This window comes from Anaerolineales bacterium, from assembly GCA_015075725.1.
GTDB lineage: Bacteria > Chloroflexota > Anaerolineae > Anaerolineales > Villigracilaceae > Villigracilis.
In genome coordinates this window covers 471,299-493,897 of record JABTTV010000001.1, presented here as the reverse complement: position 1 = coordinate 493,897, position 22,599 = coordinate 471,299, and the positions used below count along the sequence as shown (strand labels likewise).

Here is a 22,599-nt window from a genome sequence, read left to right as displayed (position 1 = left end):
AAAGCTCTCATTCCTTCAAAAGAAATTCACCCCCATCAAGGATGCCTTCCAGAATCACCTTGATCGAAGGGTCATTCAAAAGATCATCCAGCCGGAATGTCTTCAACCTTGTCTGAGTCACGCGAACGGAAGGTTCAAGGAAGTCTCCCAGTGGCAGGGAGGTGCGGTACAACTGATAATATAAGAACCGCCGCGCATTGCGTTTGAATTCGGCGGGAACCTCAATGCGTTCCGCCGCCAAAAACTCTTTCATCTTTCGTCTTACTTCATCCACCGCTTGCGGGAAGAACACGGTGGGGTATTGGGTAAATCTGGCTTTGCCCGCGCACAGCACCGCAGCTCCCATAATGGACGCTTCCAAACCGATGGTCGAGTTATAGACCATGACGAATTTGGATTTCGCGATCAACTCATACGAACTAAGGGTTTCATTCGGCGGGACATAAACGACATTGGGCAGGCTGGTTACCTGACGCGCCTCGACCCATCCGCCAACGGTTTCGCGGCTGGCTTTGCGGACGCGCAACTCGTCCGGGTGAGCGCGGATGATGAACAAGGTCTCCGGATGCTCATTGATGACTTCCAGCGTCATGTCAAGCCAATCGAACATGTCTTCGAACACAGTGTTGGAATGCGGCTGGCTTGTATCGAAGATGACGTTGGTAAAAATGGGCACGATCTGCATGAATTCCGCCGCCTTTTTCAGGAAGGCTTCGTCCAGTCCTTTCATCTCTGCCCAGAATTTGACGCCTGCCATCGTAAAATCGCCTTTGGATCGTTTGGATAGATACGCGTCGAGTTTGGCGTTTTGCGCCTCGTTCAATTCGAAATCATCGGGGATGTGAATCGGATATGCCGTCGCTTCGCCTTCCGTGAAGTAAGCAGTCGCAGGCTCCAAGCCCACTTCATGCGTGATGACGCGCAGTCCGCGCCTTAGGGCGAGGTAACGCGCTGTCGCTTCGGGGAAGAACTGCCCGTTGAAGACCACCACCAAACGCGGATTGGTCTCATCGAGAAATTTCGAGAACTTCTGCGCCACATTCCACGCGGACAAAATATATTCACGCAAAAGATAGCGCGTGTTTTCATCGTCGTTCAAGTGGTGGATGCGGAGTATCCAGCGCAAACCGGGCAGGCACAAGGGACCAAGCGGTATGTCTTGAAAGTGGAAATTGGAAAGTTGGGCGATGGAGAGAGATGCGATACGGGAATCGAGTTCAGGGTCGCGCTGAAAATTGAACCAGTTGACGGCTGTCTTTCCAACATTCCGATCTTCAAACTTTTCAACGCCGGTATACAACGCCTTCGACTGCGTCACACAGGACTTGCAGGGCATTTCCTGCTGCGGTTTATCACGCCTGGTGCCAAGCACGCATTTACTCATGCCCGCATTGCAGGCAAAATACGCCACAGGGATCCCCTGCAAACGCAAAGCCCAGGTGGTTAACAAATGAAACCCGCTGTTCCACGAGAGATCGTCGATGCCGGTGGAGGCTTTGAAAAAAACAACAGGCGCGCCGCTTGGTTTGGGTTCTTTGCGAGCGACTTCCCGCGCAACGGATGCGACTTTAAGATTATTGTGTCTGCGGATCAGTCCGCGTTTGATGCGCTGGGTGAAAAATTCTTTCATCCAATGTTACCAATCATTATTATTCTCATACCCCAATTTCACCAACAGGTCGCCCGCCACATCCTTGAACAACTTTTTGTGTTCCTTGTTGAAATGTTCTTTCCACCCACCGGTCTTCCCTGAGCGGAAGGTGTGACTTTTCCTTGGCTGTATGGCATCAACGAGAATCTGCAACGCCTTCTCACGTGGAGTGGGTATCTTATAACCGGTCTTTTCCACTTCATCGAGCATCGCCAGCAGAGTTGCATCGCGGTTGTTGATGAGGTCTTCAAAACGCAGGCTCATCACGTTTTTCTGTTCGAGCCACTGGAAGACGCCTTCGTATCTCTGCTTCACACTGACCATTTTCAAACCGCCTTTTTCAATCCCCGTAATTGCCACATTGAGTCTCGCGTTGAAATCAGGTAGAGAGTTGTAGTATTCATGCATCCCGTGTTCTTCGTGCATATCCGTCGCGAAGAAGACCTGCGAGACGAGCATATCTCTTGGGTCGCGGTAAATGAAAAAGTTGACGCGCCCGCTCGCGGTCAGGAAAGAGGCGTTTTTGGGTGTGGCATCCACATAGCCCCAGCCGATCACTCCACGCGGGATGCGGATCAATTCATCCAATATTTCTTCTTCCGTCTTTCTTCTTCCATCTTTCGTAATGGTCCTCACCGGCTCCGCTTCGACGTATTTGTACGGCATGATGCGCGTAAATCCGTTGAGGATCTGCAACAACAGGTGCGAGCCGCTCTTCGGTTTGGAATTGCCGAAGATGGGTGGCGCTTCATCGAAGGAAAATCGCCTCCAACGCATCATCGCCTGGAGGGTTTTACCCATGGGTCGAATGGCGCGGCGGACCGATTTGAGCGGAGTCATCGAATTACCAATTACGCTACTAATCTTCCCCATCGACCCGGCGCAATTTCTTCAACGACGACTGTTCGCTTGCATAGACCTTCTTCACGCCGTCGCCGAGCGAAGCCTCGGTCACACGGATGTATTTGACCAAACGCTCGAAGCCGCCGGGTTCCACCGAGGCAGCCTGGTCGCTGCCCCACATGGCGCGGTCCAGCGTGATGTGGCGTTCCACCGAACAGGCTCCATAAGCGACAGCGATCGCGGAAGGTACAAGCCCCACCTCATGGCCGGAGTAACCGATTGGGTTCTTTGGGAATTCTTTGCGCAGGGTTTCGATCATTTTGAGGTTCAATTCTTCCGGCTCGCACGGATAGGTGCTGGTGCAATGCATGATGACGAGGTTGTCTTCGCCGACGGCATTGACGCCCTTGTGAATCTGTTTCATGGTGGACATGCCCGTCGAGATGATGACAGGTTTGCCGGTCTTGCGCACATACTTCAATAGATTATGGTCGGTCAGCGAAGCAGACGGGACTTTATACGCGGGCGTTTCGAACTTCTCCATGAAATCCACGGAAGGTTCATCCCAAACCGACACCATCCAATCGATTTTCTTTTCCTTGCAGTAGCGGGCGATCTCGCGGTATTGTTCTTCGTTGAATTCGACCTTGTATCGGTAGTCAAGATAGGTAATGTAACCCCACGGCGTTTCGCGCATCTGTTTCTGCTGTTCGGACGGTGTGCTGACCTCCGGTGTGCGCTTCTGGAACTTGACTGCATCCGCGCCGGCATGCACCGCGGCATCGATGATCTTCTTTGCGATCTCCAGATCGCCGTTATGGTTGATGCCGATCTCGGCAATGATGTATGCAGGGTGCCCGTCGCCGATCATTCGATTCCCAAATTTTATTTCACGAGTCATTTGTTCTCCTGTTATTGCGTAGTGTCCGTTCGCTCACGTCCGATGTGCGCAAGAGAGCGCACACTATGCCGGTAGATTCTTCAATACCATCTCGCACAATTCCCGTACCGCGCCGCGCCCGCCCGGTTTTGTCAACACATGATCCGCCGCGCGGAGGACTTCCGGATACGCATCCGCAACCGCCACCGACCATCCTGCGATTTCGAAGCAGGGCAGATCGTTGAGATCGTTACCGATGTAGATGACTTCCCCGGCTCGAACCTTTTTCTGCTCAAGGACTTCGCGCATCACGCGCCCTTTGTCCTGCATCCCGATCCCATGGATCGCCTCCACTCCCATCTTTTTCGCGCGCGCCAGCACCACCGGATTCGGTTCCGAGGAGAGGATCATCACCTCCACGCCCTTTTCGCGCAGGGTCTTGATGTGCATGCTGTCGCTCCTCGAAGCGGAAACGGTTTCCTTTCCATTTTCATCCGTAAGAACCAAATTGTCCGTAACCACGCCGTCGAAGTCGCACAGGATCATCTTTACACGTTCGGGCATTCTGCGACGCGGATTCCCCGGCGAAACGACCTCCAACCCGCCATAGATGACGGCTTCGTACTTCGCCCAATCCGCAAGCGTGTCGATATCCACTGTAAATTTTGGGTCGATCACCAACGGGTAAACGATATCGCCGGTCAAAGACTTTTTGTTTACAATCGTCGAGGCGCGGATGGCGTCGATGTGCCCCGTCTGCCAATACACAGGCGGCAGGACCTGGCGCGGCGCGTTGTAAGGCTCGGCGATTCCGGGAACCTCGAGTAATTTGCTGAGCGGTTTCTCTTCGCCGTTGAAACGCCACATCTTGAACGGATTTTGTGCCGCAGGCACCACGCCGCGCACACAATCGGCATCTTCATGATTCAACAAAACATTGACCGCTTCATCCACCATTGTCCTCGGGCGGATGGGCGATGTGGGGCGCAGTTGCACAACCACATCGGGATGATAACCTTCGATCTCTTCCAGCCATTTGAGTGCGTGTTCGAACACGGGCAGGTCTGTTGTTTTATCTTGCGCCAATTCGGCGGGACGAAGGAAAGGCGTCTCCGCGCCCCATTCGCGGGCAACTGAGGCGATTTCCTCGTCATCCGTCGAGACGATGATGCGTGTCACCAGGCTTGATTGTTTTGCTGCAGCGATGCTCCATGCGATGAGCGGATAGCCCGCAAAAGGGCGGATATTCTTGCGCGGAATTCCTTTCGAGCCGCCGCGAGCGGGGATGATGGCAAGGATGTGGGTCATAATTGATCCAGGGCGTCAAACGTCTCAAGACTTTTGACAACGTCAGGAGACTTTGGAGTCCTTCTCACCACGCCGTCCAACCGCCATCGACGATGACGTTGTTGCCGGTCATATAGGAAGATGCATCCGAGGCGAGGAACAACAGCGCGCCGTTCATTTCGTCCTTTTTTGCCATGCGTCCGAGGATGGTTTTGGCGGAGTAGTTCTTGACGAAATATTCTTCATGGTTGTTGTACACACCGCCGGGTGTCAGTGCATTGACGCGGATCTCCGTTTCGGCATAATACGCGGCAAGATATTTTGTAAAACCCAGCACTCCCGCTTTCGTGGTGGTGTAGTAGACGGGTTTGAATGCCACGCGCTTTCCATCCTTGATGTAGATGCGCTGGTCAGGTCCGTTGAGTCCATAAGTGGAGCAGATGTTGATGACGCTGCCTTTCTTCCCCTGCGCGATCATTTGCTTGACGCAGGCCTGCGTACTGAGGAACATGCCGGTCAAATTTACGTTAAGGGCGGCGTTCCAATCACTAAGCGGATAATCCTCGAAGGCGCCGGGAGCGATTCCTTTAGCAGAGGCATCCGGATCGAATTTTGGATCAAGCGCTGCGGAGTTGACGAGAATATCAAGACAGCCGTATTTCTTCACGGTTTCAGCGACCAGGTCGCGGGTCGATTCGATGCGGGTCACATCGAGGGGAAACGCCGTCGCCTCATACCCGGACTCTTTGAGTCGAGTCGCAGTCTTTGTGGCAAGTTCCATATTCAAATCCGCAGCGACGACTGACGCACCCGCTTCAGCAAGGGTCTTGCAAAATTCAAAACCAAGTTGACCCCCGCCCCCGGTGACAATAGCCACGCGGTCTTTCAAATTGAATTTATCGAAGATGGTCATAAAGTCTCCTTGCAGCGTGGTGGCGCATTCTCTTACGCGCCTGTTGGCGTTAGAGAACGCCAATTACTATGGGTATGCGGTATAGATTTTATCGCCTTGTTTGTCGAACGCAAGATACAAGCCATCGGCAAGGCTCAAATGGATCGATTGCACATTCTCATCCTGCGTGCCGAAATCGAACAGCGCCAGCGCGGCATCACCGGAAAGGACATCGGCTTGGAGCATGGCGATTCCTTCGTCAGTGTTTCCGCGGGGCAACCCGGTGACGGGGTCGACGAGGTCTGGCAGAACGTAACCGGGACGCCCGGTGTAAAGATAGACAGGCGGGACCTGGTTGGAATAGATGCGCGTGCCTTCCGGTAGTTGACTCAGGAAGTCCATCGCTTCCGAGTCGAACCATTGGAAGGATGCGTATCCCTGTCCGCCTTTGCGAAGTTGGGTGAGGGTATTGTAATAATTCAGGGCGGAGGTTGTGAAACCGTAAATCAGGAAGATAATAAATGTTGTTCGTAATGCATAAAAGGTAAAACGCGAAGAGGATGTGGCGGAGTGCCAAAGCCGCCAGCCGAAATAAACCGCCATGATGAGCAGGTTGACATAAACCGGCGCAAGGATGCGCAACTGGAATTTGGTGCTGGCATCGAACCAGGTCATCGAGGAGAGAATGGATGCGAGGTAACCAAAGATATACAGCGTGCTGATGAAGGGAAGGACTTCAGGTGTTTCAAGTGAAGGATTGGAAAGTTTCTTGAAGGCTTTCGCCACGACCCAAATGAGCAGGACAAGGACGATAAGTGCAAATATGATGGAGAACAGATTGGGGACTTTGATAAGTTCGCGCCTCCATTCCTCTACGGGCAGAACGAAAGCGGCAAAGTTGGAAATACCCAGTTGGACGTTTTCGAGGGTGATGGGATGATATACAAGGGTGCGATTGGTGGTATTGTCGGTCAGCAGCCGGTTGCGGATTCCCCAGGCAAAGGCGAAGGGAACAAAACCGGCGAAGAAGATGCCTGCGCCTATAAAGCGTTTCTTCAGGGTTTCGTGAAGAATGAAAAGCGAAACGAGGAAGGTGGCGAGAAGGGCAAGACCCGCGTAACGGGTCAGGTAGGCGAAGGCGGTGAGGATGGCTGAAAGAAAAAGAAAGCCCGCGCTCCTGTCTTTGCCCATGTTCTCGGCGGGAGGTGTGAAGTATTTCCAGAAAGATAAAAACGCGGCGAGAGTGAAGAAGATATAAAGCGGCTCGCTCATGGCGGTGGTATGGACTCGGAAGAGTTGTCCATTCAGAAAAAATAAAATTGCCAAAAGCATCCCCGCAACTTTTGATTTGGTCATCCGCCAGCCGATGAGACCCAGCAGGAAAATATTCGCGCCAAATAGGATGGAGTTGACCAGGCGCGTGCCTCGCAGGGGGTCGAGTCCGCTGATGCCTACCAAAGCCAATACAGAGGAAAAGCCGGGAGGAAAGTGTGTAACGGGTTGGTTGGATGCCAGCCACGCTTCGCGATAGCCCTGCCCATCCAAAATGCTTCTCGCCCCGGCAATGTACGCAATCGAATCATCCGAAAGCCCCATGCCTTGCGGAGTCGCATAAAGGATGAGAAAGGTCCCTGAAAGAGCGAGCAGACCGAGGATTAAGGATGAAGCGAGAAGGGGCTTGGTCATACTGAGCGGTGACAGTCACTTCAAAGGTGACTGTCACCTGAATTGCAGTTACTTCACCGGCAGCAGGAATCCCTGTTCTTCAAGATATTTGATGATGATGCGGGCGTTTTCCTCCGGTGTGGCGCCGTAGCCTTTGAGCGTGATCTCCGGCTTGATGGGCGGCTCGTATGGATCGTCGACGCCGGTGAAGCCCATTGGTTTCCCATCCGCGACAGCCTGGCGGGCTTTGGCGTAGAGACCTTTCACGTCGCGTTGTTCACAGACTTCAACGGGCGTATCCATGTAAACTTCGATGAAATTTTCGCCGACCATTTTGCGGGCTTCTTCGCGAGTGGCGCGGTACGGGCTGATCGCGGCGCAGATGACGATGCCGCCGGCATGCGCGATTTCTCCGGCAACGAATCCGATGCGAAGGATGTTCGTGTCGCGGTCTTCCTTGCTGAAGCCGAGACCCTTGGAGAGATGGGTGCGGACGACATCGCCATCGAGGATGGCGGTCTCACGTCCGCGTTCGAGCATGAGGGTGGTGAGGACCTGGGTGGTGGCGGATTTACCCGAACCACTCAAGCCGGTAAACCAGATGCAAAATCCCTGCTTGTGGCGCGGAGGATACATCTCGCGAAGAATTTCTGCGGTCTCGGGGCGCGTGAACCATTCGGGGAGAAGTCTGCCCTTGGCGAGAAATTCATCACGAACCTGCGTGCCGGAGATGTTGGCGGTCTTTGCGCCCTTCGGCACGTCCTTCTCTTCAACATAGCGATCTTCGTCAGGGAGATAAACGAGCATTTCAAACGGGACCATCTTGACGCCGATCTCATGCTCGTACTGCTTCATCAATTCCTGCGCATCATACGGACCGTAGAACGGTTTGCCCGCGGAGTCATTTCCCGGCCCCGCATGATCGCGACCGACAATGAAATGATTCGCGCCGTGGTTGCGGCGGATGATGGCATGAAGGATGGCTTCCTTCGGTCCAGCCATGCGCATTGCCAGCGGAAGCAGGCTGAGCATGGTCGTGTTCCTGTCATAGTGATTATCGACCAATGCCTTGTATGTGCGGACGCGGGTATAGTGGTCCACGTCACCGGGCTTGGTCAACCCCACTGTGGGATGAACGATCAACGAACCATTAACCTGTGCCGCGGCACGCTTGGTCAATTCTTCGTGAATGCGGTGCAATGGATTGCGGGTTTGGAATGCTACGACATTGTCATTGCCCATCTTTTCGAGCCGTTCACGCACTTGAGCCGGGGTGAGGCGCAGGTCCACAAAATCATAATATTTGGGCAGGTTCACCACTTTCAACGGTCCGGAAATGCAGACCTTGTTCCAGCGCCCCATTTCCGAAACCATGGGGTGTTTGGAGTCGGTCGAACCGTATGCGAGAGCGGCTTCGGTCTCGGCATCCCAATGATAGACCTCGTCGAGGGTCATCACAGCGATCAGTTCGAAATTTGCGTTGCGAAGCGCAAGCTCCTCACCGACAGTCGGCAGTTCTTTTGGGTCAGCTGTCAAGGTGATGGGGAGGGGGAAGAAGGTTCCGTCCGAGAGTCTCATTTCCTTGAGCACGCGTTCGTAATCCGCTTTCCCCATGAATGTGGTCAGGGGTGAAAACCCGCCCGTGGCGATCAATTCCAGGTCGCACAGATTGCGCATGGTGATCTTGATGGACGGCAGGTGGCCCGCGCGCGCGATCAATTCATCGCGCTCGGCGCCTGTCACGACCAGATCGACCAGCTTTCCACCGTAGGGATTAATAAGATTGGCTTTCTTCATAGTTTCTCCATTCAAGTTAAGACTTCGGAAGCCGGGAAGACTTCCGAAGTCTGAGTGTGCTTGCCCCGATTATACTCCAAAATTCAGTGAATGAATTTTGGATGACTTATTCGGCATTTGCCATCGCCCCTTTGAAATTGACGAACGCATTTTCCTCTGAAGGATCGGCCCCATACGCCATCGCGAGATAGTATGCCATGTAATCGCCGAAGAGGATCAGGGTCCAATAATGAGCGATGACGGATACGCCTCGCGCGTCGATCACGTCCGTGTTCAGCGCTTCGAGCATGAACGCCTGCCGCATCATGTCCGACCCCATTCTGTTGCGTGGATGGTCGCTTGGTGCTCGCATGAACAGGGTCATGGTGTGCGCGTTGAGGGTCGCGTTGGGATTGAGCGTGGCGATCAGCGTGTTATGGGTGGCTTCTGGGATGATTTCGAAGTTTGCGCCCGCTTTGGCGAACTGATTGATCTGTGTCTTCCAGCGGCGCGCGACGGGGGCAAGGTTTTCGGTGGCGACGAATGTAACCCACCGTCCCACCAATTGGCCGGCGTAACGCTTGGCGGGATTCTTTGCGGCGATCACTTCGGGAACGATGTGTTGTTGCGAGCGTTTCATCATGGCAACGGCTTCAGCAACATCTTCCGACGGATCGGGGATTAGGTCGAGGCGGGTAAAAAGAGCAAGCAGCAGGGCAAAGGGATAAGCAATGGCAGTCGTGTCCAGGCCTTTATGGTCGTAATTCCATAAAGGGATGTTCTTTTCTTTTGCGCGTTTGGACAGTTCCCCACCGGTTGATATCGCAAGGAGAACGCAGTTCTTGTTCATTGCGGACTCGAAGGCATCCAACACTTCTTCGGAATTGCCGGAATGTGAAATGCAGACGACAAGGGTGTGCAAGTCCGCAAAGGCGGGTAATCCGTAATTCCGGTGAACGGTTACGGGGAGCGCGAGGTTCGAGAAAATGGAAGCAACTGCGAGTTCGGAGGCGGTGGCGGAATCTCCCATCGCGCAGAGGATGATGCTGCGGATGTCATCCAATTTCGGAAGGGGATGTGTCTGACCCAAATCCCACGCGGATTGCAGTTGATCCGGAAGATCGTTAATCTCCTGGATCATGTTTCGTTTGTCAATCTTTTTGAAGAGGTCGAGGTCGTCTAGGTTCATGGATTATATAGAATGAGACCTGTCAGGTTTTAAAACCTGACAGGTCTTTTTAATTAACTCGCATCCTTGATGAACTTGCTCAAATCCTTCTTCATCTGCTTGAGAGAAGGCATGTGGATGTACATCATGTGGCCGGCTTCATAATAGCCCATGCTGACGTTTTTGCGAAGCGACTCGTCGAGGGCGAGATGGTCGAATGTGTATTCGGTGGCGAAGTAGGGTGTGCCGAGGTCGTAATACCCGTTCGCAACGAAGACCTTGAGATATTTATTGAAGGTCATTGCGGCGCGCAGGGTTTCGGCGACATTGACGTATTGATTCTCGAAATAGGAGTACGACCATTGCCGCCAGACTTTATCGCTCAGGATTTCGTACGGCGTGTCGGTCTCGAACTTGAGTTCCGAGCGGATGTAATCGTTGAATGCCGCGGTGTACGGACCATTGACCTGCGCAAAGAGCGGGTCGTATTCGAAGGTTTCGGTCACGCCGAGGCGGTCGGTACCGGTGAAGCGGCTGTCGAGGCGGCCGACGGTTTTTCCTTTATCGCGCAGGAGTTCCTTGAAGAAGTGGAAGGTGTGGATGCGCAGGTTGCCGCGTTCGATGAATTCGACGGAGATTCCGGTGAGGCGGGAGAGTTTTTCTGCGATCTTTCTTCTTTCCTCTTTGGAGAGCGAGGCATCCTTCAACAATGCCGTTGCATATTCACCGATGGCGAACTCTTCCGATTCTTTGAGCCAGGTCTTGAGGGGGATCTTTTTATCAAGTTTGCCGTGATACCACGCTGTTGCGGTGTAGCCCGGCACGAAAAGAATATAGGGTAAATCGTTATTGTGATTGAAGTCGAGCGTGGTGAAATCGAGCACGGCGGAAACAAGCATGAGCCCGTTCAACAACATGCCGTGACGGTCTGCCAGATATCCGGAAAGTCCCGCCGCCCGGGTCGTGCCGTAGGATTCACCCGCGAGAAATTTTGGCGAGAGCCAGCGGTTGTATCGCGTGGTGTACAAGCGGATGAAATCTCCGACCGAGGCGATATCCTTCGAGAAGGTATGCCATTCGCGCGATTTCTCGCCTTCGACCGGTCGGCTAAAGCCGGTGCTCATCGGGTCAATGAAAACCAGATCGGTCTCGTCGAGGATGGAATATTCGTTATCGGTCAATTGGAAGGGCGGCTTGGGCATTTCACCGTCGTCGGTCAACACCACGCGGCGCGGACCGAGCACACCAAGATGCAGCCAGACGGAGGAGGAGCCGGGTCCGCCGTTGAAGGAAAAGGTGATGGGACGCTTCGATTTATCTCTCACATCGTCGCGGGTGTAGGCGGTGAAGAAGATCTGCGCGCGCGGCTTTTCGACCTCGGCATCCTTCTCCTTGTCGTTGACCTCCTCCTTCAAGACCATCGTCCCGGCAGTGACAGTGTACTTGACAGTCCTGCCGCCGATCCGCGCTGTGTGTTTGGTGGTTACTATGTTGTCTTTCGGGCTGGGTTTTTCGTCTTTCTTTTCTTCCTTTTTGTCGTCGGGTTTTTCGGGCATGAGAGTCTCCTTGTTGTTTTACTTCCGAAAAAGGATGAGATGTATTTCAGCAACCAGGAAGGTTATTTTAGTCCAAAGTCACGGGTGGGAGGTGGCAATTGTAGAATTTACTTGAGCATCCCCGTATCGCGAGTTTGCAGGTTGCGCCCGCCGACCCACGCGCCGACAGCCGTGGCAAGGCAGGAAAGCAAAAAACTTACCAGGATTGCGGCTTCGAACCGTCCCTGCATAATGACGTTCAATATGAGGATATCCAAAGACAGCACACTCAAACGAAAAGATTCGGGGATGAAAATGCCGAGGATCAAACCCAAAAAGGCACCAAATGCCATCCCGGTGTACGCGCCGACGCTCACACCGCCTGTCACTCCCGCCGTGCGGACGGCAAGCATTCCAGTCAACGCGCCGGTTGCTGTTCCCGCCATACCGCCGATCAGGGATGTAACGATCACGCCAGACCAAGATCCGGTCAATGCGCCGGTGGCTCCTCCGAGTATAAGACCAAACACAAGTCCCAGCCCGGCGCCTAAAATGCCGCTTTTCATGTATGGATCATTGTTCAAGGGTAAATTGCTCCTGATGGATAATTTAACCGGTATTTTACCGCCGAGGCGTTGGACTGCACCGAACATCTTTCAAAGTTCCGTTGATCCCGTAAATCAGATACAATCGGAAAATCCGAGCAGAAACTGGAGCCGAAATGACAGACCCGGAAACAAGCGCAGATTTCGACGAGCGCCCAACTTATAACGAAGAGATCGATACGGACACCATCGAAGAGTCCGTGCGCGCCATGCTGACCGCTTTTGGCGAAGACCCCGACCGCGAAGGGCTGGTGAATACGCCCAAGAGAGTCGCGCGAATGTTCCCCGAGCTTCTGAGCGGCTACCGCGCGGACCCGGAAAAACTCGTCAACGGCGCGATTTTCAATGTTTCATACGACGACATGGTCATTGTGCGCGACATCGAATACTTCAGCCTGTGCGAGCATCACTTGCTCCCGTTCATGGGACGCGCCCACGTCGCATATATTCCCGACGGGCAGGTGATCGGACTTTCGAAGATTCCGCGCATCGTCGACATGTTCGCCCGCCGATTGCAGGTTCAGGAACGCATGACACGTCAGATTGCAGATTTTATCCATGATCTGTTAAATCCGCAGGGCGTGGCGGTTGTCGTGGAAGGATTGCATTTATGCGCAATGATGCGCGGCGTGAAGAAGGTCGATGCCCGCATGACCACCTCGACCATGTTGGGAAGTTTCCGCAAGAGCATCAACACCCGTCAGGAATTTCTGGACCACCTCAGCCGCGGCGCGGAGCCGCTCAGGATATAACGACATCCTCCCGCTTTCGCATCCAGACCTGACCTCGAACCTGTTCTGCCACCCCGGCGATCGCTTCACCTGAGGCGGGATGCGGAAACTCCGGAATCAATTCCGCCAGCGGAACGATCACAAAGGCATATTCCCAATAATCTGTATTGAGCGGCTTACCGTCGCATAGTTCGACGTCGATGTCGATCGGCCGAGGCGCATTCTTCTCAGGACTGCGCACCCGTCCCAATTTCGATTCTATCGGGCGGATGACCCTTTCCTTGAACTCGATGTGCCCAAGCGGGGACAGGATCGTAATGCAGGCATTCAGAAAATTCGGTCCATCGAAGCCGACCGACTCCGATTCCCAGACCGAAGAGACGGCTCCCACTTCCCCTGCTTCCCGCAGCAATTGAACCGCTTTTGGTAAATTTGCCTCCGCCTCGATATTCGAGCCGAGGCTGAGGATCAGGCGATGCAGTTCATCCATCGCGTTTGCGTTCGACCTCCACGCCAACGGACCTTGCGAAACGCACCGCGCCGGGTTTTTCCACGCGCACGATCACTTTTTTAACCAAAGGAATATCGAGACAGATCTTCGCCAGGTCGTTCGCCAGCGCTTCGACCGTCAACCGCGCCGAAGTTTCGGCGTGCGATTGCATCTTCTTTGCGAGCGCGCTGTAATCCACGCTGTCGTTGATGTCGTCCGTTTCACCTGCGCGCGTCGTATCGGTGAAGACCGTGACGTTGATCAAAATATCCTGCGGTTTCTTGCGCTCCCACTCGCGAATGCCGATGATCCCGCGCACAAGCAGATCCTTGATGAAGACTTTGTCCATAAATTCTCCTATGATGTCATTGCGAACGAGCTGGGCGAATGAAGCAATCCCATATTAAATCAAATGTCTGCCCCCATCCAGGTGAATGATCTCACCGGTGATGTAGGCGGGACCGGATAACAAAAACAGCAGCGCCTCTTCGGCTTCCCCCGCCTCGCTCCAACGTTTGGCAGGCACAGCCTCGATGATGCTTTCACCCGCTGATGAATGATCCGCCGGAGGCAGTATCGCTCCCAGCGCCAACCCATTGACGGTGATGTTCGGAGCGAAAGCAATCGCCATCGATTTGGTCATTGCTGCCAGGGCGGATTTGGTGATTGTGTAGGGAAAATGGTCTGCGCCGGGACGCAGGGCGCGCCAGTCGAGGATGTTGACGATGCGGCCTTTTACGTCGCCGGGGACGGCGGCTTGAGCATTGAGTTGATTTGCAAACGCCTGACTCAACAGGAACGGCGCGGTGAGGTTGATCTTCAAATGCCGATTCCAATCATCGAGCGTTGTGTCGTGAACGGACAAAGACTCAAAGATGGATGCGCTGTTGACCAATCCATAAAGCGGACTCAATTCGTTGGCTCGTTCGATTAATTGAGAAATGCCTTCAGGGTTGGAAAAGTCCGAAGCGAGCACCCAGTCGCGGCGTCCGAGTGAAGCGATTTCATCTCGAAGCGAATCGGCTTCGTCGGGAGAATGTCCATGATGGATGATGATATCCGCCCCGGCGCGAGCGCACGCCAATGCAAAGGAGCGTCCCAAACGGCGGGCTGCTCCGGTAATAAGGATTGTCTTATCGGATAAATCATTCACCCTTTGATTTTATCATTTCCAATTCCGGTAGAGTTTATCCCATTCTTGACGCCTTTTTTCGACGGTGATAACATGCCTTGAACGTACGTGACAGCGATTGCCGATGCTTTGCGTTCTTTATCTCCACTTCGAAAGGTGCAAATCATGACCAGGAATCAAACCGTACCAGCCTATACAGGGGATATCGCCGCTCAGCAGATCGACCCGAACCGGGAATATTCAAGAGAAAATCAAGAGATCGTATTTTCTGCGGAACAACACGCCATCTGGGCTGACCTGTTCGCGGGAATCCATCAGCCTTACCTGACCGAGCACATCTGCGCTGAGTGGAAGATCGGCATGGAACTTTTGAAGCTCGATCCGAGAGGAATCCCCACCGTAAAACACCTCATCGATCACATCACGCTGCGCAGTGGTTGGACCATCGAGCGGACGGTGGTGCGATACACGCTTGCGGACGATTGGTATAAAAAATTCGCCCAGCGTGTTTTCCTGATCACTGATTACCTGCGCACGCGTGACCAGATGGAGTTCACGCCTGAACCGGACATGTTCCATGATATCTTTGGGCATCTTCCCTTCCTTACTCAAAAATTCTACGCCGATATCGAAGACAAGTTCGCGCCCGCATACATGAAAGCGACGCAGGAGGAACGTGAGGTCATCAAACGCCTCGCCTGGTACAGCACGGAGTTCGGACTGGTCGTGCAGGAGAATCGTATCAAGGTTTTCGGCGCGGGGATCATCTCGGGCCGCAAGGAGTTGACGCGCACGATCATGGAGTTCTACCGCCTCGGGCGGGACAATGTGATCGATTACACCAAACCGGTCTTTCCCCAGCTGGAAGCGCATTTTCTTGCCAACAAAACCAACCTGCACCGGATCATCGATGGCGTCAATGCGCTCCACCAAAAGGGCCAGATGTCTTCAGCGGACGAAGGCTGGAACGTCGTCCTGGGTTTATATAAAAGCCTGGGCATCAAACCGGAAAGTATGTTCGGTGGTGAAGTGATCATTGCGCCATTCGATGTCGAGACTATTGCAAGGATTCCCAAGACGGTCTACGCCTTCAACCCGATGCTCTTTGTATGCGAGTCACTGGAAAAGATGGATGTGCTGCTCGACTCGTACCTGAAACCGATCGCGATGCGGTAAATCCGCTTCATTGAACAAGGCAGGGCACGAAGGGGCACGAAGGAATTATTGAATCTTCGCGCGTTTCGTGCCTTTTGTGTTTTAATTGGCAGACCGTCACCTCCATTCAACGACAAGGAGCGCTTTCATGGCTGGACAATATCACTTCCAATGGCAGAACCCGGTCCTGCTCAAGGACATCTACCCGATGCGCCTGCAAAAATTGCGTGACTTTCTCGTTTTGTACAAGGAAGCCGATCTTTGGGTCGAGTATAAAAACAAGGATATGTCTGCGCTTTCGGCGGATGTGGCGGAATATGAAAAGGGGATGGATACCGCCCGCGCGACTGAGTTTAAAAAATATTCAACGCTCAAGAACTATTTCCTGACGAAGGACGTAAGTGGATACTTTGTCAAGTACAAACCGGTCGAGCCGGAGGCGATGGCGTTGATCCAAAAGAATCACGACCTTTTTATTGCCTCCTGGCCCAAGGACATCCGCGGCGAACGGACGTTCATACAGAGCCGGATCGAGTCGTTCAAAACGCAGCTGGAATTTCTGCGCGACCGTGTGCGTTATTTACAGCGTCAACTCGAAGGGATGCCCGCCGATCATCCAAACAGGGCGAAAGTGGAGGCTGAATACAAACTCAAGAACGATTCCGCCATGCCGATGGTTTTGGAAGAGATGGAAAAATTGCGTCAGTTCGATGCGACCTATGACAAGGTCGAGGCGCCGAAGTTGGAATGGTACAAACTCAAGAAGGCGGATCCCAACTATGCTCTCACCGAGGAGGAATTCCTCGTAAATTATGACCCGAAGACCCCGGTGTCCGTGAAAGATATTGTGCGCTTGAAGGTGGAGCAGTACGTCAAGACGCTTGAAGGGAAGGATCAGTATCAATTGCTGGCGGAGATCCGCGCGAGGTTCGAGAAGGAGCCCAAGCGCTTCCCGCTCTGGCTGCAATATATGGTCGTCCATTTTTCGGGGATGAGATATAAATCCGCACATGGCTCATGGGCGGACCCAAAGGATTTGCTCGTGCGTTTGCGGATCGCCGAGGTGAAAAAGGCGCAAGCCGCGTTGACGGATGCGGAAGTTGCGGCGAAATGCCAGGAAAAGATCGCCCAATACGAAGGGGGAGGCGCGAACAAACCGGCTCTTGCCGGGGCGACGGAAAAGGTCTGGAAGGACAAAATCGCCATGCACATGCAGGGAGTCAAAGCCAACGGACCGAAGTCGAAACGGATCGGTCTGGATGGGCTTGTGGAGGAAGAGGTCAAGTACGAGTTCATGACGATGACGACCGGCCAGGCTCTGGCGAAGTTGGAGGCGATGAAGTCCCAGTTCCCGGCCTGGGCATGGAAGATGATCGTGATGCTGACGCAATTGCGGACCAATCACGTCACCGCTGATGGTTGGGAAACATTCACCCCCGAAGAGGACAAGACCCGCTTTGCTGATATGAGTCTTTACCCCATCCTCAGCAAGTGGGCGAGCGATAATATTGGCATGTGGCGACCCGAGCATGGGCGGTCACAGGAATTGATCGTCACGCGCGCGGTATGCAACGAGACGGCGGAGCACATCCAGCATGTGCGCGGGCATTTGCCTCCCGGCGGCCTGACCGATAATGCCGCGCGTTACGTCAAACTCGCCGCCGAAAAAACGCCGAACGCTTATTTCATTCACCCCACCGGCGCGGAGAATTACACTCAAGGCGCGAATATTTATTGGCTGAGATATGTCAACAATCAGCCGAGTGAATGGCAGATTCCCAAACCGACTCAAGATCTAAAAGGGGTTGGTTTGGTGCCCGGTGAATTCCTCGGGAAGCGCGCGCAGCCCAAAGCCGGAAAGAATGCGCCCGCTCCCGCAGCGCCTTGGGAATACAAAGGCGGCGGCATGACCCGCTCACGGACCACCATCGGCGCCGATAAAAAGAAATCCACCCAGACCCAATGGCTGAGGTGGATTCATGAGGCGACTGTGATCGAAGTTGTTGATACAGCCGACGGCACATATGTTTACACATTCGAAACATCCCTGCCGGATGATTTCCGCGGCACGTCGTGCCTCGGCGTCTTCCGCAACACCTTGCGCTGGAATCTCGACGACGGCTCGGAAGATAATTACAACCGCTCGTTTGTCGGTTATGCGCCCGAAGGGCAGGTCCCGGTTGGGAACGTCAGGCCGATGATGGATTGGAACAGGATCATCCTCAAATAAAGCCGGCTTGCGCCAGTGAGCGCAAGTTACACCTTAGGCAACGATGAAACTCCTCCACTTTGCAGACGCTCACATCGATATGGCGAATTACGGACGGCATGACCCGGCTTCAGGCTTGCCGCTTCGGGTTTTGGATTTTCTCAAATCGCTCGATACCATCGTGGATGCAGCCATCGACCGCAAAGTGGATTTGGTCATCTTTGCGGGCGATGCCTATAAGGACCGTTCCCCGGCTCCGACATTCCAACGCGAGTGGGGGAGGCGCATCATGCGGCTCTCTCAGGCGAAGATTCCAACCCTGCTGCTTGTCGGCAACCATGACATTTCCCCCGCCGTCGGGCGCGCTCATGCCTTGCAGGAATTCAAGACCCTGCAAGTGCCGTACGTGAAGGTGCTGGATACACCCTCGCTCCTCAAACCCGGAGACCTATGGGAGTTGCCATTGCAGGTCGTCGCCATTCCATGGATTTCCCGCTCCGGGTTGATGGCATCCCTTGAAATGAGCGCGGAAAAGCCGGAGGAAATCTTCTCGAATATCGAATCCCGCATATCGGAAATCCTGGAAGACATGCTTTCACAAACGGACGAGTCTCTTCCCGTGGTTCTCACCGCTCACGCTTCCATCGAAGGCGCAAAATATGGCGGCGAGAGGCTCGTCATGCTCGGCAATGACCTGGTTTTATCAGGCAGTTTGGTCAAGAACCCGAGATTCAATTATGTGGCGATGGGTCATATCCACAAGCCGCAGGATGTGAACGAAGGAAACCAGCCGCCCGTTATTTATCCCGGCTCGATAGAGAGAATCGATTTCGGCGAGGCAAAGGAAGACCGTTATTTTGTTATTGCAGATATTGAAAAAGGACGGGATACGGAAATCGAGTGGGTTCAGCTCACCGGAGTGAGAAAGTTCATCGATCGCCGCACGCTTCTCGAATCCAGCGAAAACGTGACGGAAATTCTCAAAGACAAATTACCCAAACCAAAGGAAATGTCCGGGGCGATCCTCCGCCTGGTGGTCGAATATCCGCGCGAATGGGACTCCCTCATCGACGAATCGGCTCTGAGAAAATACGCTGCTGATGCCTTCGAATTCCACTTCGTCAAACGCCCGCAGATCGTTTCCCGTTCGCGCATCGACGAGGGGCAGGTGGTGAGCAGTTTGAGCCCGCTCGATTTATTGGACCAATATTTCAACTCGGCGAAAGTCACAAATCCAGAGGACCTGAAGAAACTGGCGCAGGAGATTATTTCCGAGGACGGGTAAAATTGGGGATGGTGCAGGCGTGTTGTGGTGATCCCATGGCACAAACGCCAACACACAATCTAAAATCGCAAGCCGGGGAGGGCTTTTATGTCAGTAGGTCATTCGCGTTACCGCTGGTTCGTGGTCGTTGTATTCTTCTTCTTCATGCTCCTGCACCAGACCGACAAATTGATGATCGGTTCGCTCCAGGTGCAGATCAGCAATGATTTCAAGATAAGCAACACGGAGTGGGGCTTGGTAAATTCGGGAGCCCTGATCGTCGCAACGGTCCTGTACCCGATCTGGGGATATCTATACGACCGCTTTTCGCGAACGAGACTGCTCTCGCTGGCTTCGTTCATCTGGGGCTCCACCACTTGGTTGAACGCCATCGTAAAAACGTTCGGCGGATTTCTCGTCACACGCGCGTCGACCGGAATCGATGATTCGTCCTACCCCGGCTTGTACACGCTCATCGCAGACTATTTCGGTCCGAACATTCGCGGCAAGGTGTACGGAGTTTTGCAACTCGCCCAACCCATCGGCTATCTCGTTGGGATGATCCTTGCCCTGATGGTCGCGCCAGCCATCGGCGGGTGGCGAAGCGTGTTCTACATCACCGGCTCGCTCGGATTGGTGATCGCCTTGCTGATCTTCTTCGGCGTGAAGGAAATGCCGCGCGGTAAAGCCGAACCCGAATTCGAGAACATGACCGAGATGCAGACCTTCAAATTCTCGTGGACCGAAGCGAGGGACATCTTCAAGAAAAAAACCATGTGGTTCGTCTTTTTGCAGGGCTTTGCGGGCGTCTTCCCCTGGAACGTCATCACTTATTTCTTCTTTGCTTATCTTGAAAGGGAACGCGGTTACGACGCGAACGGCATCCTGTTCACAATGGCGCCAGTCATCCTCATCCTGGCAGGCGGATATTTCCTCGGCGGCGCGCTCGGCGATGCGGCATTCAAACGTACGAACAAGGGACGCATCCTGGTATCCATTATCGGCGTGTTGCTGGGCGCGGTCTTCATATTCCTTGCGCTCAACACTCCCACCGAAAACCGAAATCAATTCTTTGTCTTCATGTGTCTGACCGCGATCTTCATGCCGCTTTCCTCCGCAAACGTCATCGCCACTGTCTATGATGTGACCGTACCCGAGGTCCGCTCGACGGCGCAGGCGGTGGAATATTTCATCGAAAACGCGGGCGCGGCATTTGCCCCGATCCTCACCGGTCTCATCGCCGATGCGATCGATCTCAAGACGGCGATCCTTCTCATCTGTACCGTCGCGTGGGGATTGTGTTTCCTCTTCTACATCGGCGCGATCTTTACCATCGACGGGGATTCACACAACTTGCGCGAACAAATGACGGAACGCGCCAAATCAATGAACGCAAATTAAATTTGCGCGGCGAGTCATGCGCATTGTCCGGGTCGAAATCGATCACAAACCCCATCTGGAGGATTTCCTCGCCCTGCCCTTTTCCATCTATCGGGACATTCCCCAGTGGGTGCCGCCCCTGCAAATCGACGAACGCCTCAGGCTTAACCCGAAGCGGTTCCCGTTCCATAAACATTCACATGCCGGTTTCTTTATCGCCTACCAGAAAACCCGCCCCATCGGACGGCTTGCCGTATTGGATAACCGCCCTTACAACGAGTTCAATAAAGAATCGACCGCCTTCTTCTATCTATTCGAATGTGAGAACAACCCCGAAGCCGCGCAGGGACTTTTCACCGCGGGTTTTGAGTGGGCACGCTCTCGCGGCTTGACCAGAATTCTCGGTCCCAAAGGCTTTACGCCCATGGACGGGTTCGGCCTGCTCGTGAAGGGATTCCAACACCGCCCAGCCTTCGGGCTTCCCTACAATCCTTCCTATTACGTTGATCTGATCGAGGCGCAGGGATTTGTAAAACTTGGTGAAACGGTTTCCGGTTATATCGGCACGGATGTTCAATTCCCAGAACGCATTCATGAACTTGCAGGAAGGATCAGGGACCGCCGCGGGCTTCGCATCGCCCGCTACGAGAAACGATCCGATCTGCGTTCCCTTGTTCCAAAGTTGAAAGACCTCTACAACGGAGCGTTGCGCGGAACCGCAGGCAATGCCCCAATCTCAGATGACGAAGCAAACGCATTGGCAGACCAACTGCTTTGGTTTGCAGACCCGAAATTGATCAAGATCGTGATGAAGGGGGATGAGCCGGTTGGATTCTTGCTGGCATACCCGGATATCTCCGCCGCATTGCAAAAGACCCGTGGAAGACTTTTCCCCTTCGGCTGGGTGGCGATGCTGCGCGAACTCAAGCGCACCGACTGGCTGAATATCAACGGCGCGGGTTTGACCCCCGAATACCGCGGCTCTGGCGGGATGGCGATTCTTTACAGTGAGATGTTCAAATCAGTGCGAGGATCAGGACGGTTCAAACACGCCGAGGTAGTTCAGATCGGCGTGGAGAACGAAGCCATGCAAAGGGATATGGAGAACTTCGGCATCGATTTCTACAAGACCCACCGAACATACCAACGCTGCCTGCAAGGCGCGGTTATCCATGCAGCTTCCGCAAAATGAAAAGCGAAGTTCCCTGCACCGCCAATGCGGTCAGCGCCGCCAAACCGAATGAAACGGCGAGGCTGGTCCGTTCGATCAGCAGGCTGAGGACGATAAAAAAGCCCGTAAATGCGAACAAGCCAAAGAGCAGCCCGCGCATGACGTTTCCTGCGGCGGCAGGTCCGTGACTCCGGTGGGCAAAAATGACCAGGATGGTGCTGTACAGGGGGATGGTCGTCAACAAGCCGGTCAATCGCGGACCGATGAAGGGGGCGATGCCGGTGATCAGCAAAATAATGCCTGTCCCGATCAATATCCGTAACGGAATATCCCATTTACTCAATGTGGCATTGCCTGTTTCGACTTTTTCATCCGGCATCCGGGACAATCCGCCCGTGATCAAAAGGAGGACTGCGGGCGAGACCAGCCAGAACGGGAGTTCGACGTTCTGAAAGAACAACGTGCTCAGCAGGAACGCGAACAAGCTTCCCGTGATCGATACCTGCCAGGGAAAACGCACCGCAAGCCGCGGATAGACGACCGCGTAGATCACAACAGAGATACCGCCGCTCAACACTCCGAGCGCGGACCTTGCCGCAAACGAAATGCCTTCACTGACCGCCACGAAGAAAATGATCGGTCCTGAAGTAAGCGGCAGAGCAACCAGCCATCCGCTGACGGCGGGACCCCAGCGGCGGCCCGCGAGGCTGGCTGAGCCGATGATGAGCGGGGCGAGGATCAATTTCAGAGCGAGGATATTCATCG

Annotated in this window: 20 protein-coding genes; 6 read left to right on the top strand and 14 right to left on the bottom strand. The window is 53.9% G+C overall.

The annotated features are described in order from the left end of the window. Positions 1-7 precede the first annotated feature (7 nt). The 10 genes from HS100_02390 to HS100_02345 all read right to left on the bottom strand — a co-directional run bounded on the left by HS100_02390 (position 8) and on the right by HS100_02345 (position 12,281). Positions 8-1,630, bottom strand: coding sequence for a hypothetical protein (locus HS100_02390; GenBank protein ID MBE7432741.1), 1,623 nt, complete (start codon positions 1,628-1,630; stop codon positions 8-10). A gap of 6 nt (positions 1,631-1,636) precedes the next feature. Beyond that, entirely contained in the window at positions 1,637-2,491 is an 855-nt protein-coding gene (locus HS100_02385) for a sulfotransferase domain-containing protein (protein MBE7432740.1), read from the bottom strand. Positions 2,492-2,510: 19 nt separating this feature from the next. Then, positions 2,511-3,395, bottom strand: coding sequence for an N-acetylneuraminate synthase family protein (locus tag HS100_02380; protein ID MBE7432739.1), 885 nt, complete (start codon positions 3,393-3,395; stop codon positions 2,511-2,513). A gap of 63 nt (positions 3,396-3,458) precedes the next feature. Next, positions 3,459-4,682, bottom strand: coding sequence for an acylneuraminate cytidylyltransferase (locus HS100_02375; protein ID MBE7432738.1), 1,224 nt, complete (start codon positions 4,680-4,682; stop codon positions 3,459-3,461). A gap of 64 nt (positions 4,683-4,746) precedes the next feature. Continuing rightward, positions 4,747-5,574 carry an SDR family oxidoreductase gene (locus HS100_02370; protein MBE7432737.1) on the bottom strand — a complete coding sequence of 276 codons (828 nt, stop codon included), beginning with the start codon at positions 5,572-5,574 and terminating at the stop codon, positions 4,747-4,749. A gap of 66 nt (positions 5,575-5,640) precedes the next feature. Next, complete coding sequence (locus tag HS100_02365) at positions 5,641-7,239, bottom strand: phospholipid carrier-dependent glycosyltransferase (protein MBE7432736.1); 1,599 nt, start codon at positions 7,237-7,239, stop codon at positions 5,641-5,643. A 48-nt stretch (positions 7,240-7,287) separates the two neighbouring features. Next, positions 7,288-9,015, bottom strand: a complete 1,728-nt coding sequence (locus HS100_02360; protein MBE7432735.1) for a bifunctional sulfate adenylyltransferase/adenylylsulfate kinase — start codon at positions 9,013-9,015, stop codon at positions 7,288-7,290. A 106-nt stretch (positions 9,016-9,121) separates the two neighbouring features. Continuing rightward, a complete protein-coding gene (locus HS100_02355; GenBank protein ID MBE7432734.1) occupies positions 9,122-10,183 on the bottom strand; it encodes a hypothetical protein in 1,062 nt (353 codons plus the stop codon). A 53-nt stretch (positions 10,184-10,236) separates the two neighbouring features. After that, positions 10,237-11,718, bottom strand: coding sequence for a peptidase S10 (locus tag HS100_02350; protein MBE7432733.1), 1,482 nt, complete (start codon positions 11,716-11,718; stop codon positions 10,237-10,239). A 107-nt stretch (positions 11,719-11,825) separates the two neighbouring features. Continuing rightward, positions 11,826-12,281, bottom strand: a complete 456-nt coding sequence (locus HS100_02345; GenBank protein ID MBE7432732.1) for a hypothetical protein — start codon at positions 12,279-12,281, stop codon at positions 11,826-11,828. A 137-nt stretch (positions 12,282-12,418) separates the two neighbouring features. Between HS100_02345 and folE the strand changes: the two genes are divergently transcribed. Beyond that, positions 12,419-13,054 carry a GTP cyclohydrolase I FolE gene (gene folE / locus HS100_02340; protein MBE7432731.1) on the top strand — a complete coding sequence of 212 codons (636 nt, stop codon included), beginning with the start codon at positions 12,419-12,421 and terminating at the stop codon, positions 13,052-13,054. Here the strand turns inward: folE and folK are convergent. The 3 genes from folK to HS100_02325 are packed head-to-tail and all read right to left on the bottom strand — an operon-like array spanning position 13,044 to position 14,676. Then, the gene (folK, locus tag HS100_02335) at positions 13,044-13,523 is read right to left on the bottom strand and encodes a 2-amino-4-hydroxy-6-hydroxymethyldihydropteridine diphosphokinase (GenBank protein ID MBE7432730.1); all 480 of its coding nucleotides are present in this window, start codon (positions 13,521-13,523) and stop codon (positions 13,044-13,046) included. The two genes, folE and folK, sit on opposite strands and share 11 nt — an antisense overlap. Next, positions 13,516-13,872 carry a dihydroneopterin aldolase gene (gene folB, locus HS100_02330; protein MBE7432729.1) on the bottom strand — a complete coding sequence of 119 codons (357 nt, stop codon included), beginning with the start codon at positions 13,870-13,872 and terminating at the stop codon, positions 13,516-13,518. The genes folK and folB overlap by 8 nt, the downstream gene beginning before the upstream one ends. Before the next feature lie 54 nt (positions 13,873-13,926). Next, a complete protein-coding gene (locus tag HS100_02325; GenBank protein ID MBE7432728.1) occupies positions 13,927-14,676 on the bottom strand; it encodes an SDR family oxidoreductase in 750 nt (249 codons plus the stop codon). A 144-nt stretch (positions 14,677-14,820) separates the two neighbouring features. On the opposite strand from HS100_02325, the gene HS100_02320 reads away from it, so the two are divergent. From HS100_02320 to HS100_02300, 5 genes are all read left to right on the top strand, one after another. Then, on the top strand, positions 14,821-15,831 hold the full coding sequence (locus tag HS100_02320) for a hypothetical protein (GenBank protein ID MBE7432727.1): 1,011 nt from the start codon (positions 14,821-14,823) through the stop codon (positions 15,829-15,831). Positions 15,832-15,958: 127 nt separating this feature from the next. Continuing rightward, positions 15,959-18,040 carry a hypothetical protein gene (locus HS100_02315; protein ID MBE7432726.1) on the top strand — a complete coding sequence of 694 codons (2,082 nt, stop codon included), beginning with the start codon at positions 15,959-15,961 and terminating at the stop codon, positions 18,038-18,040. Between the two features lie 43 nt (positions 18,041-18,083). Beyond that, positions 18,084-19,304 carry an exonuclease SbcCD subunit D gene (locus HS100_02310; GenBank protein ID MBE7432725.1) on the top strand — a complete coding sequence of 407 codons (1,221 nt, stop codon included), beginning with the start codon at positions 18,084-18,086 and terminating at the stop codon, positions 19,302-19,304. Between the two features lie 87 nt (positions 19,305-19,391). Beyond that, positions 19,392-20,684 (top strand): MFS transporter, encoded by a 1,293-nt coding sequence (locus HS100_02305; GenBank protein MBE7432724.1) that lies wholly within the window; start codon positions 19,392-19,394, stop codon positions 20,682-20,684. A gap of 16 nt (positions 20,685-20,700) precedes the next feature. Continuing rightward, positions 20,701-21,855 carry a hypothetical protein gene (locus HS100_02300; protein MBE7432723.1) on the top strand — a complete coding sequence of 385 codons (1,155 nt, stop codon included), beginning with the start codon at positions 20,701-20,703 and terminating at the stop codon, positions 21,853-21,855. On the opposite strand, the gene HS100_02295 is transcribed toward HS100_02300, so the two are convergent. After that, a complete protein-coding gene (locus tag HS100_02295) occupies positions 21,830-22,597 on the bottom strand; it encodes a hypothetical protein (GenBank protein ID MBE7432722.1) in 768 nt (255 codons plus the stop codon). The two genes, HS100_02300 and HS100_02295, sit on opposite strands and share 26 nt — an antisense overlap. Positions 22,598-22,599: the final 2 nt, after the last annotated feature.

What these genes read in the sequence shown, in the direction of transcription:
- HS100_02295 (MBE7432722.1), bottom strand. Translation starts at nt 22,597, where the DNA reads ATGAATATCCTCGCTCTGAAATTGATCCTCGCCCCGCTCATCATCGGC.
- HS100_02355 (MBE7432734.1), bottom strand. Translation starts at nt 10,183, where the DNA reads ATGAACCTAGACGACCTCGACCTCTTCAAAAAGATTGACAAACGAAAC.
- HS100_02390 (MBE7432741.1), bottom strand. Translation starts at nt 1,630, where the DNA reads ATGAAAGAATTTTTCACCCAGCGCATCAAACGCGGACTGATCCGCAGA.
- HS100_02350 (MBE7432733.1), bottom strand. Translation starts at nt 11,718, where the DNA reads ATGCCCGAAAAACCCGACGACAAAAAGGAAGAAAAGAAAGACGAAAAA.
- HS100_02300 (MBE7432723.1), top strand. Translation starts at nt 20,701, where the DNA reads ATGCGCATTGTCCGGGTCGAAATCGATCACAAACCCCATCTGGAGGAT.
- HS100_02360 (MBE7432735.1), bottom strand. Translation starts at nt 9,015, where the DNA reads ATGAAGAAAGCCAATCTTATTAATCCCTACGGTGGAAAGCTGGTCGAT.
- folK (MBE7432730.1), bottom strand. Translation starts at nt 13,523, where the DNA reads ATGGATGAACTGCATCGCCTGATCCTCAGCCTCGGCTCGAATATCGAG.
- HS100_02385 (MBE7432740.1), bottom strand. Translation starts at nt 2,491, where the DNA reads ATGACTCCGCTCAAATCGGTCCGCCGCGCCATTCGACCCATGGGTAAA.
- HS100_02315 (MBE7432726.1), top strand. Translation starts at nt 15,959, where the DNA reads ATGGCTGGACAATATCACTTCCAATGGCAGAACCCGGTCCTGCTCAAG.
- HS100_02310 (MBE7432725.1), top strand. Translation starts at nt 18,084, where the DNA reads ATGAAACTCCTCCACTTTGCAGACGCTCACATCGATATGGCGAATTAC.
- folE (MBE7432731.1), top strand. Translation starts at nt 12,419, where the DNA reads ATGACAGACCCGGAAACAAGCGCAGATTTCGACGAGCGCCCAACTTAT.
- HS100_02380 (MBE7432739.1), bottom strand. Translation starts at nt 3,395, where the DNA reads ATGACTCGTGAAATAAAATTTGGGAATCGAATGATCGGCGACGGGCAC.
- HS100_02305 (MBE7432724.1), top strand. Translation starts at nt 19,392, where the DNA reads ATGTCAGTAGGTCATTCGCGTTACCGCTGGTTCGTGGTCGTTGTATTC.
- folB (MBE7432729.1), bottom strand. Translation starts at nt 13,872, where the DNA reads ATGGACAAAGTCTTCATCAAGGATCTGCTTGTGCGCGGGATCATCGGC.
- HS100_02320 (MBE7432727.1), top strand. Translation starts at nt 14,821, where the DNA reads ATGACCAGGAATCAAACCGTACCAGCCTATACAGGGGATATCGCCGCT.
- HS100_02375 (MBE7432738.1), bottom strand. Translation starts at nt 4,682, where the DNA reads ATGACCCACATCCTTGCCATCATCCCCGCTCGCGGCGGCTCGAAAGGA.
- HS100_02365 (MBE7432736.1), bottom strand. Translation starts at nt 7,239, where the DNA reads ATGACCAAGCCCCTTCTCGCTTCATCCTTAATCCTCGGTCTGCTCGCT.
- HS100_02370 (MBE7432737.1), bottom strand. Translation starts at nt 5,574, where the DNA reads ATGACCATCTTCGATAAATTCAATTTGAAAGACCGCGTGGCTATTGTC.